Origin of the sequence: Altererythrobacter xiamenensis (assembly GCF_900177715.1) — a bacterium.
In the GTDB taxonomy this organism is placed as follows: Bacteria; Pseudomonadota; Alphaproteobacteria; order Sphingomonadales; family Sphingomonadaceae; genus Erythrobacter; species Erythrobacter xiamenensis.
The window spans coordinates 352329-367159 of sequence record NZ_FXWG01000003.1 but is presented as its reverse complement, the minus strand read 5'-3'; the positions used below and the strand labels follow the sequence as shown (position 1 = coordinate 367159).

17 protein-coding genes and 1 tRNA gene are annotated in these 14831 nt (G+C 60.9%); 6 read left to right on the top strand and 12 right to left on the bottom strand.

Annotation, left to right across the window (positions count from 1 at the left end; all coding sequences use genetic code 11):
- Positions 1–22: 22 nt before the first annotated feature.
- Together ahcY and CCE89_RS12360 are read right to left on the bottom strand one after the other, a co-directional pair.
- Entirely contained in the window at positions 23–1456 is a 1434-nt protein-coding gene (ahcY, locus tag CCE89_RS12365; RefSeq protein WP_086438366.1) for an adenosylhomocysteinase, read from the bottom strand.
- A 100-nt stretch (positions 1457–1556) separates the two neighbouring features.
- Positions 1557–2042, bottom strand: a complete 486-nt coding sequence (locus tag CCE89_RS12360; protein ID WP_086438365.1) for an S-adenosyl-L-homocysteine hydrolase — start codon at positions 2040–2042, stop codon at positions 1557–1559.
- Between the two features lie 176 nt (positions 2043–2218).
- On the opposite strand from CCE89_RS12360, the gene CCE89_RS12355 reads away from it, so the two are divergent.
- On the top strand, positions 2219–2698 hold the full coding sequence (locus tag CCE89_RS12355) for a peroxiredoxin (RefSeq protein WP_086438364.1): 480 nt from the start codon (positions 2219–2221) through the stop codon (positions 2696–2698).
- 75 nt (positions 2699–2773) lie between these two features.
- Here the strand turns inward: CCE89_RS12355 and CCE89_RS12350 are convergent, their stop codons facing one another.
- The 4 genes from CCE89_RS12350 to CCE89_RS12335 are packed head-to-tail and all read right to left on the bottom strand — an operon-like array spanning position 2774 to position 5878.
- The gene (locus CCE89_RS12350; protein WP_086438363.1) at positions 2774–3199 is read right to left on the bottom strand and encodes a PaaI family thioesterase; all 426 of its coding nucleotides are present in this window, start codon (positions 3197–3199) and stop codon (positions 2774–2776) included.
- Positions 3200–3221: 22 nt separating this feature from the next.
- Positions 3222–3836, bottom strand: coding sequence for a GTP cyclohydrolase I FolE (gene folE / locus CCE89_RS12345; RefSeq protein ID WP_086438362.1), 615 nt, complete (start codon positions 3834–3836; stop codon positions 3222–3224).
- A 5-nt stretch (positions 3837–3841) separates the two neighbouring features.
- A complete protein-coding gene (locus CCE89_RS12340) occupies positions 3842–5368 on the bottom strand; it encodes a phospholipase D-like domain-containing protein (protein ID WP_086438361.1) in 1527 nt (508 codons plus the stop codon).
- An 18-nt stretch (positions 5369–5386) separates the two neighbouring features.
- The gene (locus tag CCE89_RS12335; protein WP_086438360.1) at positions 5387–5878 is read right to left on the bottom strand and encodes a hemerythrin domain-containing protein; all 492 of its coding nucleotides are present in this window, start codon (positions 5876–5878) and stop codon (positions 5387–5389) included.
- Positions 5879–5974: 96 nt separating this feature from the next.
- Here CCE89_RS12335 and CCE89_RS12330 point away from each other — a divergent pair, with 96 nt between their 5' ends.
- Positions 5975–6379: a metallopeptidase family protein gene (locus CCE89_RS12330; protein WP_086438359.1), complete on the top strand. Its 405-nt coding sequence runs from the start codon at positions 5975–5977 to the stop codon at positions 6377–6379.
- A gap of 54 nt (positions 6380–6433) precedes the next feature.
- Here the strand turns inward: CCE89_RS12330 and CCE89_RS12325 are convergent.
- Together CCE89_RS12325 and CCE89_RS12320 are read right to left on the bottom strand one after the other, a co-directional pair.
- Positions 6434–6510: transfer RNA gene (locus CCE89_RS12325), tRNA-Arg, on the bottom strand.
- A gap of 46 nt (positions 6511–6556) precedes the next feature.
- Positions 6557–6979 (bottom strand): (deoxy)nucleoside triphosphate pyrophosphohydrolase, encoded by a 423-nt coding sequence (locus tag CCE89_RS12320; RefSeq protein WP_086438358.1) that lies wholly within the window; start codon positions 6977–6979, stop codon positions 6557–6559.
- Positions 6980–7048: 69 nt separating this feature from the next.
- Here CCE89_RS12320 and CCE89_RS12315 point away from each other — a divergent pair, with 69 nt between their 5' ends.
- Both CCE89_RS12315 and CCE89_RS12310 read left to right on the top strand, forming a co-directional pair.
- Positions 7049–7249: a Flp family type IVb pilin gene (locus CCE89_RS12315; RefSeq protein ID WP_407640401.1), complete on the top strand. Its 201-nt coding sequence runs from the start codon at positions 7049–7051 to the stop codon at positions 7247–7249.
- A 118-nt stretch (positions 7250–7367) separates the two neighbouring features.
- On the top strand, positions 7368–7547 hold the full coding sequence (locus CCE89_RS12310; protein ID WP_086438357.1) for a Flp family type IVb pilin: 180 nt from the start codon (positions 7368–7370) through the stop codon (positions 7545–7547).
- Between the two features lie 101 nt (positions 7548–7648).
- On the opposite strand, the gene CCE89_RS12305 is transcribed toward CCE89_RS12310, so the two are convergent.
- From CCE89_RS12305 to CCE89_RS12290, 4 genes are all read right to left on the bottom strand, one after another.
- The gene (locus CCE89_RS12305) at positions 7649–9127 is read right to left on the bottom strand and encodes a M48 family metalloprotease (protein ID WP_086438356.1); all 1479 of its coding nucleotides are present in this window, start codon (positions 9125–9127) and stop codon (positions 7649–7651) included.
- A gap of 107 nt (positions 9128–9234) precedes the next feature.
- The gene (locus tag CCE89_RS12300; protein WP_086438355.1) at positions 9235–10182 is read right to left on the bottom strand and encodes an acetyl-CoA carboxylase carboxyltransferase subunit alpha; all 948 of its coding nucleotides are present in this window, start codon (positions 10180–10182) and stop codon (positions 9235–9237) included.
- Between the two features lie 9 nt (positions 10183–10191).
- The gene (locus tag CCE89_RS12295) at positions 10192–11070 is read right to left on the bottom strand and encodes a tyrosine recombinase (RefSeq protein ID WP_086438354.1); all 879 of its coding nucleotides are present in this window, start codon (positions 11068–11070) and stop codon (positions 10192–10194) included.
- A 9-nt stretch (positions 11071–11079) separates the two neighbouring features.
- On the bottom strand, positions 11080–12927 hold the full coding sequence (locus CCE89_RS12290) for a hypothetical protein (protein ID WP_086438353.1): 1848 nt from the start codon (positions 12925–12927) through the stop codon (positions 11080–11082).
- 223 nt (positions 12928–13150) lie between these two features.
- Here CCE89_RS12290 and CCE89_RS12285 point away from each other — a divergent pair, with 223 nt between their 5' ends.
- Positions 13151–13720, top strand: a complete 570-nt coding sequence (locus CCE89_RS12285) for a shikimate kinase (protein ID WP_086438352.1) — start codon at positions 13151–13153, stop codon at positions 13718–13720.
- Positions 13711–14820 (top strand): 3-dehydroquinate synthase, encoded by a 1110-nt coding sequence (gene aroB, locus CCE89_RS12280; protein WP_086438351.1) that lies wholly within the window; start codon positions 13711–13713, stop codon positions 14818–14820. The genes CCE89_RS12285 and aroB overlap by 10 nt, the downstream gene beginning before the upstream one ends.
- Positions 14821–14831: the final 11 nt, after the last annotated feature.

Sequence of the window (14831 nt, the reverse complement as noted above, 5' to 3'; positions counted from 1 at the left end):
CGAGCCGTGCTTCGGCGGCCGATCAGTAGCGGTAATGGTCCGGCTTGAACGGTCCTTCCTTCGGCACGCCGATGTAATCGGCCTGCTTCTGGCTTAGCTGGGTCAGCGTAACGCCCAGCTTTTCCAAGTGCAGCGCAGCGACCTTTTCGTCGAGGTGCTTGGGAAGGACGTAAACGTCGTTCTCATACTCATCCGACTTGGTGAAGAGCTCGATCTGCGCCAGCGTCTGGTTGGTGAAGCTGGAGCTCATGACGAAGCTCGGGTGGCCTGTGGCGCAACCCAGGTTCACAAGACGACCCTTTGCCAGCACCAAGATCGACTTGCCATCGGGGAAAGTGACCATGTCGGTGCCTTCCTTGATTTCCTTCCACTCGTAATTGTCGAGCGCGGAAATCTGGATCTCGCTGTCGAAGTGGCCGATGTTCGAGACGATTGCCATATTCTTCATGTTCTTCATGTGCTCGCCAGTGATGACGTCTTCATTGCCGGTCGCGGTCACGAAGATGTCGGCGCGCTTCACGGCCTCGTCCATAGTGACCACTTCAAAGCCATCCATGGCCGCCTGGAGCGCGCAGATCGGGTCGATCTCGGTCACCATGACACGGGCACCGCCGTCGCGCAGCGATGCTGCCGAACCCTTGCCGACGTCACCATAACCGGCAACGCAGGCGACCTTGCCCGCCAGCATCACGTCGGTCGCGCGGCGGATCGCATCGACGAGCGATTCCTTGCAGCCGTAGAGGTTGTCGAACTTCGACTTGGTCACAGAGTCGTTCACGTTGATCGCCGGGAAAGGCAGCTTGCCCTGCTTGGCAATCTGGTAGAGGCGCATGACGCCCGTGGTCGTCTCTTCCGACACGCCCTTGATGTTCTCGACCGACCTGGTGAGGTAGCCGGGCTTCGCCTTCACGAAGGCCTTGAGAGCGCGCTGGAACTCGATTTCCTCGGCATTGGCCGGATCGGGCATGGTTTCGCCCGCCTCGATCCGCGCCCCCCAGAGAGCGAACATGGTGGCGTCCCCGCCATCGTCGAGGATCATGTTGGCGGTGAGATCAGCATCGCTGTCCGTCGACCAGTCGAAGATACGACCGACATAATCCCAATAGTCCGCCAGGCTCTCGCCCTTGATGGCAAAGACGGGGATACCCTGATCGGCGATCGCGGCAGCTGCGTGGTCTTGGGTCGAGAAGATGTTGCAGGTTGCCCAGCGCACTTCGGCACCGAGTGCCACGAGCGTCTCGATCAGAACGGCGGTCTGGATCGTCATGTGGAGCGAGCCGGTGATGCGCGCGCCCTTCAAGGGCTGCGCTTCGCCATATTCCTCGCGCAGGGCCATCAGCCCGGGCATTTCGGTTTCGGCAATGGCGATTTCGTCGCGGCCATACTGGGCCAGCGCAATATCCTTGATCACATAGTTCTGATTGGCGGTCACGTGGGTGTCCCTCGTCTTTTGCATTGGGGGGAAATCATGAGGGCGCCGCATACGAAGAGGGCGGCACTCTGCTTAAGCGCCGCCCCTAGCCCGCTCTCAGGGCCTTGGCAACTTCACCTTTGGGTTACTTCTTTGCGACGTAGCGCGCCAACATGACCGAGTTTGCCCGCGGGCTGTCTGCCAGCAATTCATCGGCTGCTGCGACAAGCTCGTGCGATTGATGCTTTTGGACCAGGTCCCTGGTCACCTGCTTGAGCTCACCGCAACCCAGCCACGGGTGACCTAGGCCATAGCGATTGGCCATGCCGACACTGATCTTGTCGAGCTGCCGTTTTGCCCCTTTGGTGCCGTGCCGCCGACTTAGATCGGCGTGCATTTCGCGGCTTGCCGCATTGAGCTTGTGCAAATGCTTTGCCGAGAACTCGCGATATTCCGGCTGGAAATTGTCTTCGCCGAACCTGCAACGCAGCGAACTCACCATCAGCATGATGTCGAGCTTGCGCAGCTTCTCCGCACTGGCGATGTCGCCATCGGCGCTAGCGACCCCGGGCGTCAACGCCGCGATGCCCAATGTAGCCGCGACGAAAGCGGCCCGTGCAATAGTCCTCATGTTCCAGTCTCCCGATCAGGCACCCCTGCCCGCCGGAAACTGTGAACAGTCGGACCTAGCGCGGATTAAACCGCATTGGTGAAGCCAAATTAACTCGGTCTACCCGCTTGCCTGTAACGCGTCAGAGACTATGTCGATCATCAACACGGACGAGACATAAAGGAAGGACATTGGACATGACGATTTCTGTTGGCGACAAGCTGCCCGAAGTAACCCTGGTCAAGGCAACCGCCGAAGGGCCACAACAAGTTTCCTCTTCCGAATATTTCGCCGGCAAGAAAGTCGCGTTGTTCTCCGTGCCGGGCGCTTTCACCCCGACCTGCTCGGCGCGCCACCTGCCCGGCTACGTCGAGAAGGCGAGCGAGCTCAAGGCCAAGGGTGTCGATGAAATCGCCGCCACCGCGGTCAATGACGCCTTCGTCATGGGGGCCTGGAACCAGGCTGCGGGCAGCGAGGACATCACTATGCTGGCAGACGGCAATGGTGATTTCGCCGAAGCTATCGGCCTCACCATGGACGGTTCGGGCTTCGGCCTGGGCAAGCGCGGACAGCGCTGGTCGGCGATTGTCGAAGACGGCGTGGTGAAGGAACTCAATGTCGAGGCACCGGGCGATTTCTCGGTTTCGAGCGCGGAGCACATGCTCGGTCAGCTCTAGGCTCGATTGTTCTTTTTGCTTTCATAAGGCCCGTCAGCTTCATCGCCGGCGGGCCTTCTGCTTTGCCCAAGCGTTTCAGGGAATGGCGTAAGTGACCGTCGACTGAGCGACGATATGGCTCTCTTCACCCTGCCACAACCGGACGTCGACACTGGCAAGCTTGCGCCCCAGCTTGAGTAAGGTCGCATCAGCGAACAGCTCTTGCTTCTGCACGCCGCGCAGGAAACTCATGTTGAGATTGCTGGTCACCGCCATCGCAACGGGACCGATGTGTGCCAGGATGACCGCATAGGCCGCACGATCCGCCAAAGCCATTTGCGTGGGACCGGAAACAAGCTCCCCCGGTCGCAACATCGTATCATCGGGCACCAGTTTGATGCGGAGAAAGCCAGTTTCGAACCGGTCGAATGTGAAATTGCGCTGAGGATCTCCGGGAAAGGCCTGCACGAAGAATTCGGACAGATCGTCTGTCGTCATCTTCAACTCGAATGCGCGCGCCATAGTCTCTGCTTACTGGCCCGCCTCAGCCATAGCCCATCAGGCTCAGCACTTCCTTGCGGCTGCGCTGGTCATCGAGGAAGCAACCACAAAGCCGGCTCGTGACCATATTGACGCCTGGCGTGCGGACGCCGCGGCCGGTCATGCAGCCATGCTGTGCCTCGATCACGACCGCGACACCATGCGGTTCGAGATTATCCCAGATGCACGAAGCAACCTCGGCGGTGAGCCGTTCCTGGATTTGCAGTCTGCGGGCAAAGCCGTGCAACACGCGCGCAAGCTTCGAAATGCCGACAACCTTGTTCTTGGGCAGATAGGCGATCGCCGCCTTGCCGGTAATCGGAGCCATGTGGTGTTCGCAGTGGCTCTGGAACGGAATGTCCTTGAGCAGGACGATCTCGTCATAGCCTCCGACTTCCTCGAACACGCGGCTGAGATGGATCGCAGGGTCTTCCTGATAGCCCTGGCAATACTCGAGCCAGGCGCGTCCCACGCGCTTCGGCGTATCGATCAGTCCTTCGCGCGTCGGGTCATCGCCCGACCACTCGATCAGCGTGCGGATGGCGTCCTGCACGTGCTCAGGAACCTCGGGCTTCTGTGGAGCGCCGGGATCATCAACGTAGCCATCATCGCAACTCATTTCGGCTAATTTCCTTTTACCTTCTTGCGAACCCGATCCAGCAAGCTTCCCTTGCGGAAAAGTCCGCCCTTGGCAAATGGCTCGAACATATCGTCCGGGTCTTCGGGATCGAGAAGTTCGGATTCCGCGAGCTTCTCCTCTGCTTCTCCGAGGTCTGGAAGCTCGAAATGACAGAGCCTCTTCTCGCCCTCCGGCCCCACACGCTCGATCGCTTCGATCATGCTGTCGGCTCCGTCGAGCAATTCGCGCATGACCTGCTCATCCGTGCCGCAATGCTCGGCGATGAGAGAATACCGGATAGCCTTGATCTTCTCCTCGAACCCACGGTTCTGATTGGCTTCGCGTGTGCAATCGATGAATATGTCGCATTCGCTGTCGAGCCCCATCGAGCGGTTGTTGAGGTTGGCCGAACCAATGCGGAGAATGCAGTCATCCACGATCATCAGCTTGGCATGGATATAAATGTTCTCATCCCCAGAATTGGCAATCATGAGGTGGAACCGATTCTTCTTGTCCACTTCACCGAGCATTTCCGTCAATGCCGCGCGAGCATGGTCCATCGCCTGCTGTTCCAGCCAGCCTTCGGCCGTTTCAGGATGAACCACGATAATCTCGGGCGGATCCTCCTCGGTCAGGCGCTGGCAAATCGCCTCGCCAATCTTGCGCGAAGTGAAATACTGGTTCTCGATATAGATGAACTTGCGCGCCGCCTTGATCTGGCCAATGATCAGGTCCTCGATTTCGGTCACCGCCGGAACGCCCTCATATTCGGCGCGCGTTCGGGCAATCCCGATTTCGACATCTTCGAAATCCGTCTGGAGATCTTCGGGCCAGGGACTCTCCTCAGGGGGCTTGAATTCCTCGAGCGCTGGCGCACCGGCCCGCTGCCAGCGAGCCTGACATAACTCGGACAGCGTGATTGCGATCTCGCCCTCCATCATCATGGTAATGTCGTGCCAGGGTTTATGAATCTCACCGCCCGGACGCCGGCGACGGGAATCCTTTTCGCGATGGCTCCGTGTATCCCAACGACCGGCCGTCAGGTCGATCCCTCCACAAACCGCGAGTTTGCGGTCGAGCACGGCCAGTTTCTGATGATGCGAGCAGCCAACCGGATGTTTGGTATCGAACTTGAAGGTGATCCGCCGCCTTGGCCACATCCGCATTATGTCTAGCGTCATCGAGCCGCGCGTCAGCAGCTGAAATATCGATAGCCCCCATTTGAGGACATTGATCTCCAAACCCTTGCGATGACGCGACAGCCACAAGATGAAACTTCCCAACCGGGAGGGGTAGTCGCCATCTATGGGGCGCTCATGCCATCTGCGCCCATGAGTAAGGTGGATGCGCGTATCGAAATCCCAGCCGACCAGCATGATGCGCCGGCGCGCCTTGAGCATCGCCTGCTGCATCAGGCAAAAATAGTCTTCGGCGTCGATGATCACGCCGACCCGGTCGGCATGAGCATATCGCCATACGCCCGGAGCGACCGATTCGTCGCCCTCGGGCACAATTTTGGAATCCTCGCTCATCCGCCCCTCCTTCGCGGATTACTCCTTGGCGTCTTCCTTTTTCTCAGGAGTTACCTCGGCCTCGGCCTTTTCTTCCTCCTTGCGGCGCTGGAAGACCTTTTCCATGTGCTGCGTATCCTTGTCGTCGAGATACTCGGCAAAATCTGGGAAGTGATCGTCTTCCTCTTCCTCGATATGGTGGCGGTAGCGGTGTTCGAAGTCCTTGAACTTCTGCAACCATGCGCCCGTCGACATGTCGGTCGCGGCGAGATCGTTGAGCATCTCATCGATTTCGTGATGCTCGGCCACCGAGTGGCGCGTTTCATCGGTCGTCGGCGGTTTACGCAGCATGGTCGAATATAGCGCCTGCTCTTCGGCGGCCGCGTGGCTCTTCAGTTCCTTGGTCAGCATGGTGAAGAGCTCCTTGCGCTCTTCCGTCTCTCCCGAGGTTTCGCCGATCTTGTCGAGCAACTCGCGATGTCGGTCGTGATCCTGCTTGAGACGATCGAAGATTGCGCTGGAATCGGCCATGGGAAGTCTCCTTGTAGATGTTTCCCGATCAATGGGTCAGACGCGGACAAGTTCCCCTGCTTGCCCCCCGCGCGCGTCAACCCCATATCGAATGACATGGACCGTCCACTGACCGGCCCCGCTGCCGAAAAATTCGAAGCCATCGCGGCCGAGGCCATCGCTGGCATGCCCGCAGCTTTTCGCGAGCAGATGACCGGCGTAGTCGTGCGGATCGAAGAGTTCGCCAGCGCAGAACAGCTCGCTGCCGTTGAAATGCATCACGAGGAGCGCTGGTACCTGACAGGGCTATACGAAGGCCGGCCCCTTACCGAAGAGTCGGTTTGGGAATCGGGCGGGATGCCGCCGGTCATCAGTCTTTTCCGCCAACCTCTTCTTCTAGAAATGCGAGAGACCGGCGTTGCGCTCGAAGCGCTGGTGAAACACGTCGTCATTCACGAGGCGGGCCACCACTTCGGCTTTTCCGACGAAGAGATGCACGCGCTGGAGGATCAGGTGGAGTGATCTGCCCTTGAGCCGGGCACAAAAAAACCCACCCCCGAAGGGATGGGTTTTTTATGGCGCGCCAGGAAGGATTCGAACCTCCGACCGCCTGATTCGTAGTCAGGTACTCTATCCAGCTGAGCTACTGGCGCGCGTGAGGGGCGGCACATAAGGGGGCCTTGGCGGCTTGGCAATCCCCTATTGCCCATTCCGGCCAAACAAATGTCGACAGAGCGACACATCGAGCGGCGGTCGATCGAGTCGGCACGCCGTTTCCGGGCGGAACCACTCTATATCACCTCCTTCGAGCGGCTGGGGCTCACCTGTCCAGCGGGCAATTGTGTAAAGCAAAATTACAATCGGTGAAGGTGTGGCGCCGGGCGCTTCCTGCGCGAAACCCGCCGGGACGAGATCCTCCGCCCGGATCTCTATGCCCAGTTCCTCGTGAAGTTCGCGAATCAACGCATTTGCAGGGGTTTCGCCTGGATCTACCTTGCCGCCGGGGAACTCCCAGAGACCGCCATGATGCTTTTCCAATGGGCGTTTATGCATCAGCCACCGGCCTTCTGCATCGTGCAGGGCGCCGGCCACCACCAGGCGGAATGTCGGATTATTTTCCATTTTCGCGCGCCCCTTCAACACAATCTTAACTGAATCCGGACGAAAAGGCCGTCAGTCAGACACGTATTGATGGGTGTTTCCATGAAATTGACGACATTTCTGAAATCTTTCGGAAGCGACAATTCCGGCGGAACTGCCATCGAATACGGCCTGATCGCGAGCTTGATCGTGATTGCCTCCATTGGTGCGTTCGATTCTGTTGCGAACGAAAACACCGGTCTTTGGGCGGTGGTCACGAACAAGGTCGAAGGGGTGATGAACGAGCAGTAACTTTTTCGAAAGGCCTTGAATTAGGAATTTCTCAAGAGCTGCCAGCTATCTCTCAGATGTCTGTTCGCAATTTAACGGGCGGGCACGGGTACCGAAGACTGAAACCAGGAGACTAATAATGAAGTTCTTCAACAAGCTGCTCAAGGACGAGCAGGGCGCGACCGCCATCGAATACGGCCTGATTGCTGCACTGATCGCTGTTGCTGCGATCACTGCAATGCAGAGCCTCGGCAACGAGCTCAGCACGACTTTCTCGACCGTCTCGACCAAGATGAGCGAGTCGAACACCGTCGCCTAAGGCGGGTTCTACCCAGAAAGAAGGGCGGTGGGAGTGATCCCGCCGCCCTTTTTCTATGCGCGCCCGGTTCTGGCCCGGGCCTTGCTCATGTCGGAATGCACTTAGCGTCCGCGCACGACAATCTTTACCTTCTGGCCGGCACGCAGAACATCGTTGGTGCCGAGAGAATTGAGCACACGGAAGCGTTCGACCTGTGCACTGTCGTAGGCCATGCGATTGGCAAGCGACTGGACCGTGTCGCCACTGCGCACCGTGACGACGTCTAGGCGCCGCGGAATAATACCTGCAGCTTCCGAATCGCTCACCCGGCGCATCGAATTGAACATCGGCGAGAATACGCCGGAGCGCCCGGCGGGTGTGATCGCGGCAAAGTGATAAGCCCTGTCATTCGAGAACTCGTAGGCGAAAATCACCACATCGACCTGGCTATTGCCATTGTTGACTCGCGCCGTGCCATAGGCTGCGGGAATGCCGTTTACCGTTGTGCGTTCGAGATTCGACGGAGCGAGCTGCTGGTTCTCGCCGCCCAGGGCCGCAAATTGCTGGCGAACGTAAGTCTCGAGATTGCCGCCATACTGCGCCAGCGTCATCTGTGCCTTGCCGCTTTCGCCATTGATCGAAACGGCGCGGGTGCCGTTCACCATGTAGAAGCCCGAGGGCGCAGTGAAGGCGAGGCGCAATTCGGGATGGATGAAGGTCCGCCCCTCGATCATGCCCTGCGACGGACTGTCGCCATAGATCAGGCCATCTATCCGGGTCAGGAACGTGTCCTGGTTGGTGACGCCATCACCCAGCGGTTGCGCTTTCTGCAGGGCTGTCTGGACACGGCTGCCCGGATCGGGGTGAGTCGAAGCCCATTCGGGAAGCTTCGCGTCACCGCGTCCGAGCAATTGCGCATCGAGCGCGTTTTGCTGGGCTAGGCTCGCAAGAACCGTGCCCATCGCGTCAGGATCATAGCCTGCACTGTCGAGATACTGGATGCCGAGATCATCGGCCTGAAGTTCCTGACTGCGGGAGAATTTCAGTGTCAGCAGCTGCGAACCCTGCAGGAATGTGCGCGAAAGCGTGTTACCGATTTCGCTGTTGCCGAGCAGGATCGAACTCGCGATCGCCCCGAGAATACCGCCAATCTGATTGCGCTGCGCGGCCTGCTGGCGACGTTGCGAATGGCGCGCGGCGACGTGAGCGACTTCGTGGCCGAGTACCGCAGCCAATTCCGCCTCGTTATCCATCAGCGCGACCAGCTGGCGCGTCGTGTAGACATAGCCGCCGGGGATAGCGAATGCGTTATTGACCGAGCTGTCTACCAGAGAAACCGTGAAGGAATCGCGCGCATTGCCCAAGCCGGACTGAACCGCGATGTTCTTGCCGACCTGCTCGACATATTGCGCCTGTGTGCCGGACATCGCGCCGCCGAATTCGGCAAGAAGCTGCGGGTGAAGTTCCGCGCCCTGCTGGGCTTCGGACTGAGTTATCGGAGCGGAAGCGCTCGGAATATCTCCTCCGCCGATGCATCCTGAAAGCGCCAGCGAAAGCGGCGCTGCGGCTGCAAGAGCGAGCGTTCTGGTCGAAAATGCCATTATTTATTGTCCTCCTGGGTCGTACGGCCGCGCCCACCATTCACCGCCGATTATTCCATCAGCTTTCGAACATTTAAAGGGCTGCGATGTTCCCGAAGAGGACTAATTCAGGAGGCCCCTATCTGAAGGAACCGTTCTTCGCGCATCCGGCGAATCGTCTCCGCCGGGAGGTTCGAAAGAGCATCGATTTCCTCACCGATCGCCTTGCCGAGCGACTTGGCCGTTGCAACCGGGTCGCGTTGCGCACCGCCGACAGGCTCGCGGATGATCCGGTCGATCACCTTGAGGCGCTTGAGATGTTGCGCGGTAACCTTCATCGCCTGCGCCGCATCGGCCGCCTTTTCGGCTGTCCGCCACAGGATAGACGCGCATCCCTCGGGCGAGATCACGGAATAGATCGCATGTTCGAGCATCAACACGCGCTCGGCACTCGCCAGAGCGACTGCGCCGCCCGAACCGCCCTCGCCCACGATCGTCGCGACCATCGGGGTCGGCAGAGCGAGGCAGGCTTCGGTAGAGCGGGCGATGGCTTCCGCCTGTCCGCGTTCTTCCGCTTCAACACCGGGGAATGCCCCGGAGGTATCGACCAGTGTCACCACCGGGAGCCCGAAGCGCCCCGCAAGTTCCATCAGGCGGATCGCCTTGCGATAACCCTCCGGCTTGCCCATGCCAAAATTGTGCTTGATGCGGGTTTCCGTGTCATGCCCCTTCTCGTGCCCGATGAGCATGATCCGGCGCCCGTCGAGCTTGGCGAAACCACCCAGTATCGCCTGATCGTCGCCATAAAGGCGGTCGCCGCCCAGCGGGACGAAATCGTCGAACGCGTGCTCGACGAAATCGCGGAAATGCGGGCGATTGGGATGCCGCGCGACCTGCGTCTTCTGCCACGGCGTGAGCGAGGCATAGGTGCTGGCGAGCAAGTCCGCGCTCTTGGTTTCGAGGCGCTTCAATTCAGCAGCGATATCGACCTCGTCGCTTTCGGCTGCAGCGCGAAGTTCGGCAATGCGCTCGTCGAGCTGGGCGACGGGCTTCTCGAAGTCGAGATAGGAAATCATGCAATCCCGCTAGTCGGATGTGCGCGCGCGGGCAAGAGGATGGCGCGTATTGACCAGCTCGACCAGCCGCGCCGCGTCGACATGAGTGTAAATCTGCGTCGTGGATATGTCGGCATGTCCGAGCAGCGTCTGAAGCACCCGCAGGTCTGCCCCGCCCTCCAGCAAATGCGTCGCGAAGGCATGGCGCAGCACGTGTGGACTGATTCCCTCGGGCGCGATATCGGCGCGCACCGCAAGTTCCTTGAGCATCTGGAACAGCCGCACGCGGCTCAGATGCTTGCCGCGAGAAGGAAACAGGTAACGCGATTTGTCGTCGCGCAAGGGCATCCAGCGAGAGAGCGCTTCTCGCGCGCGATCGCTGACAGGGACCATCCGCGCCTGACCACCCTTCCCCATCACCGTGAGCATGGGCGCATCGCGCGGGACCGCGCTGACTGGCAGGGAGACAAGCTCGGTCGCGCGAAGGCCCGAGCCGTAGAGCAATTCGAGCAGCGTCAGCTGGCGTACTGCCGCTGGCTTTCCACTTTCCGCCTCGAGCTCTGCGCGGGCGAACAGCTTGTCGACCGCGTCATGCGATAGCACCTTGGGCAGGGGTCGGCGCGCGGGCGGGCGCGGCAACGCGCCGGAGGGGTCATCCGAACGCCAGCCCTCGTCCACCGCGAAACCGAAAAACTGCCGCAGCGCCGAACTCTTGCGAGCGACTGTCGAGGGCGCGAGGCGTGACCATTGCCCGGCGAGCCCCGAAACCTTTTCGCGGTCAGCGCTGACGAGTTCGCCGATCGCCTCTTCCGCCCCCTCTAGATCTCGACGATAGGCGGCCAGCGTATTGGCCGCTGCGCCGCGTTCTGCGGCCAACATGTCGAGGAAGTCTTCTATCGCGGCGGACATACGCCAGCCCTATCCGCGTGCGATCGCCTCCGCGGCGATCATGCGCGCTTCAGCATCGAGTCCGACGCGGTTCAGTGCCGAGACGATGTGATAGAGATGCCGGGGCGTCATCTGCGACCAGCTCTCCCCCTGCATGCCGAGGCCAGCGAGCATTGCGACAAGTGCACGGTTATCGACTTCTGCTGCACGGGTAATCGCCCGGCTCCAGCGGCTCTCGCGGGAGAGATTAAGCTCGGTCCGCCCGACGAAATCATTGAGGTCACCCTGCGCAATTCGCCCCAGGCCTGCGAGCGAGGCGAGCATCATGTGCGACTTGCGATAGTCGCTGCTGTCATCGTCGTCGATAAAGGCGTCGATGTCCTCGCGCGAGGCAATGCGATTGTCGCCCGGCCTTGCCGCCGCGATCTGCGCCCACGCCAGGCTGCCCTGCGGCACGGCTCTCAACCAGTTTTCGGCATCACGATCGAGACCCGCCGTGAGGATCGAAGCGATGATATTGTCGCTCGAGGATGCGAGCGCATCGGTGACCGGCAAACGGGCTGCAGCATAGGCCGTAAGCACCATTCGACCGTAGTCGGGCTCGTCCGTTCCGCCCCAGATGGTCTCTATCGCTGCGAACCGGTCTGCGCCGGTTTCCGCGACATAGCCATCACGCAGCAACGATGCGGTGAGCGCGGCGTCGCCCTCGATCCCCTCGGTAACGTAGATCTGGCTGTAGAGATCGACCATCGCGTCAGCCGAAAGAATGCCTTCGCGGGCCGCCCTGTCCGCGCTTCGGGCGCGCTCTGCGAGGGGAAGCATGGGGGCCGTCGCCCAGCTGCGTTCGTAGTAGGCCCCGGCGTCATCGCGCAGCCCTTGGGGGATTTCCTCACCGACCGCATTGGCAAGCGCAGCGCGCCAGGGATTGAGCTCCTCGACCCCTTCCCATTCGATCTCGACAGCGCGGCGGCCACGACCTGCGGCACCGGCGTAGCGCTGTGCGAGCAGCAGGTCGATGCGCGGGGCCTCTTCGCGGCGAAGGGCCCGGTCGAGCTGGCGCCCGGCCTGCGATTCCTCTCCCGCATATGCAGCACAAATGGACTGTAGAATGGACCAGAAAGCATCATCGCGATCTGTTCCGCTGAGCCGCACTGCCGGACAGGCACCGACGATATCCGCCGTTCCGACATAGGCGTCGAGGGCGGCATCGGTCAGCGCATTGTCCCAGTTGCTGGTATCGATGTCCTGCGCAATCGCCCGGGCAGCAGCGTGCTCGCCCATGCTGTTGAGTACATTGGCGCGCAGTGCAGCGAATTCCACGGGATTCATGCCTTCGGGCGCAGCAAGGCGGCTAGCAAGCGCACGGCGCAGAAGGATATGTCCCCACCGGGAGACAAGCGGGCCATCCGTCCCTTGCAGGATTGCGCGTACGAGAGATGCGGGCTGCGAAGCGAGCGAACCGGTCGGCAGTCCGCCTTCAGACGGAGCGAGTATCCCGACACGTTCGAGCGAACGCCGCGCAGCGGGCGGAATATCGAATTTCGGTTTAAGCCCGAGCAGCTCGTCGAGTTCGTCGGTCGACATCGATTCGAGCTCTTCCAGCGATGGAAGCCGGCTCAAATCGGGTGCCGGGCCCTGTTCTCCGTCGCCCGGGCCGACCGGGAGCGGCTGCACAGTCGGTATGCCCGGTGCTGCTGGCACGGCCGGATCGGCCGGTGTCGCCGGTGCCTGTGTCGGCCGCGGCGCGGGCGTTGGCGAAGGCGCCGGAGCGGGATCGTCGAACCCCGGCGGCAGCAAGCTCTCGGGCGCGTCCTGCGCAATCGCGAGGCTCGCCCCGAGCGCAATGGCGGCACTGCCCGCCCACAGCCACTTCTTCATTATCGTCCCTCCGGCACGGGAATATCCTGAACGATCGGCCTGATCGGCTCCTCGCCTCCGTCGTACCAGGCCAGCCCCAGTGCCACGATCAATACCAATGCCACTGTCAAACCGATCCGTCTTTTGCGACCCATTGCCATGCCACTACCTGCCATGGGCTGAATCGAATTGTTACTGCGAGCCATATTGCGCCCGCATTAGCCCATCTATAGGCCAAACAGCAATGACCGAGGATTGCCAGAACATCAGCAAGGAACATGCCGCGGCGGTCGCGCGTCGGATCGATCGACCTGTGGTGCTGGTCGGCCTCATGGGGGTCGGCAAATCGACTGTCGGCAGCCGGCTTGCCGGTTTGATCGGACGCGATTTCGTCGACGCCGACCAGGAGATCGAGAAAGCTGCGCAGCGCTCCATCGCCGAGATATTCGAAGATTTCGGCGAAGCCTATTTCCGCGATGGAGAACGGCGCGTGATTGCGCGATTGATGGAAGAGCGCAGAGGTGTAATCGCGACCGGCGGCGGCGCCTTCGTCGACCCGGAAACCCGCGCACTCATCCTCGAAAATGGTATCGCAGTCTGGATCGATTGCGCGATCGATACTCTCGTCGAGCGCACCAGTCGCAAGAAGACGCGCCCGCTCCTGAGAAACGGCGACCCGCACGAAATACTCACCCGTCTCTATCGCGAACGCGAACCCTTCTATTCGCAGGCGCCGATCCGTGTCATGAGCGACGAAGGGCCGCATATCGAGACGGCGATGAAAATCGTGGAGGCAGTGGACGCATGGCTGTGATCCCCGTCGAACTGGCGGGCCGAAGTTACGAGGTACGGGTGGGCCACGGTCTGCTGGAAGATGCTGTCGTTCAAGCCCGGAAATTTCTTCGCAAGAAACGTGTGCCGGTGGTCGCGGACGCCAATGCATGGGCAGCGCATGGCGATCGGCTAACACATTCGCTCGGCTCCGACGGGTTCGAGATCGCTCTGTATCAGGTGCCTTCCGGTGAAGCTTCGAAAAGCTGGGAGGGCTTGCAATCGCTCACCGACTGGCTGCTTGCCGAGGGTGTCGAGCGCGGTGACCACGTGATCGCGCTCGGCGGAGGCGTGGTCGGTGACTTGACCGGTTTCGCCTGTTCGATCCTCAAGCGCGGCTGCGGCTTCATCCAGGTTCCCACGACATTGCTGGCGCAGGTCGACAGCTCGGTCGGCGGAAAGACCGCGATCAATACCACCGCCGGCAAGAACCTTATCGGCGCCTTTCACCAACCCTCGTTGGTGCTGGCCGATCTCACGGCTTTGGACAGCCTGCCCGACCGCGAAATGCGTGCAGGTTACGCCGAGGTGATCAAGTACGGCATTCTGGGCGATGCGGAGTTCTTTGCCTGGCTCGAAGCAAATGGCCCGAAAGTGCTGGCCCACGATCCGCAAGCGCTCGAGCAAGCCGTTGCAACGAGCGTGGCCGCGAAAGCGCGGATCGTCGCCGAGGACGAGCGCGAAACCTCCGGCACCCGTGCCCTGCTCAACCTCGGGCATACTTTCGGCCACGCGCTGGAGGCGGAGACCGGTTTCTCTAGCAAGCTGTTGCATGGCGAGGGTGTCGCGCTCGGCATGGTGCTGGCGGCGCGGTATTCGGCCCGGCGCGAACTGATGCGCGGAGACGATGCCGCGCGGGTCGCCCGCGCGATCGACATGGCAGGGTTGCCTTCGGAAATCGCGGCGCTCGGCCTCGAATGCGACGGCCAGCGCCTTGCCGACCACATGCTCCATGACAAGAAGATGGATGCCGGCACCCTGCCCTTCATCCTGCTGAAGGGCATTGGCGAGGCCTTCATGGCGCGCGACGTCGAACTGGCGGACGTTGCTGCCTTCCTCGACGAGCAATTGCAGGCGCATTAGGACTGTTGCAC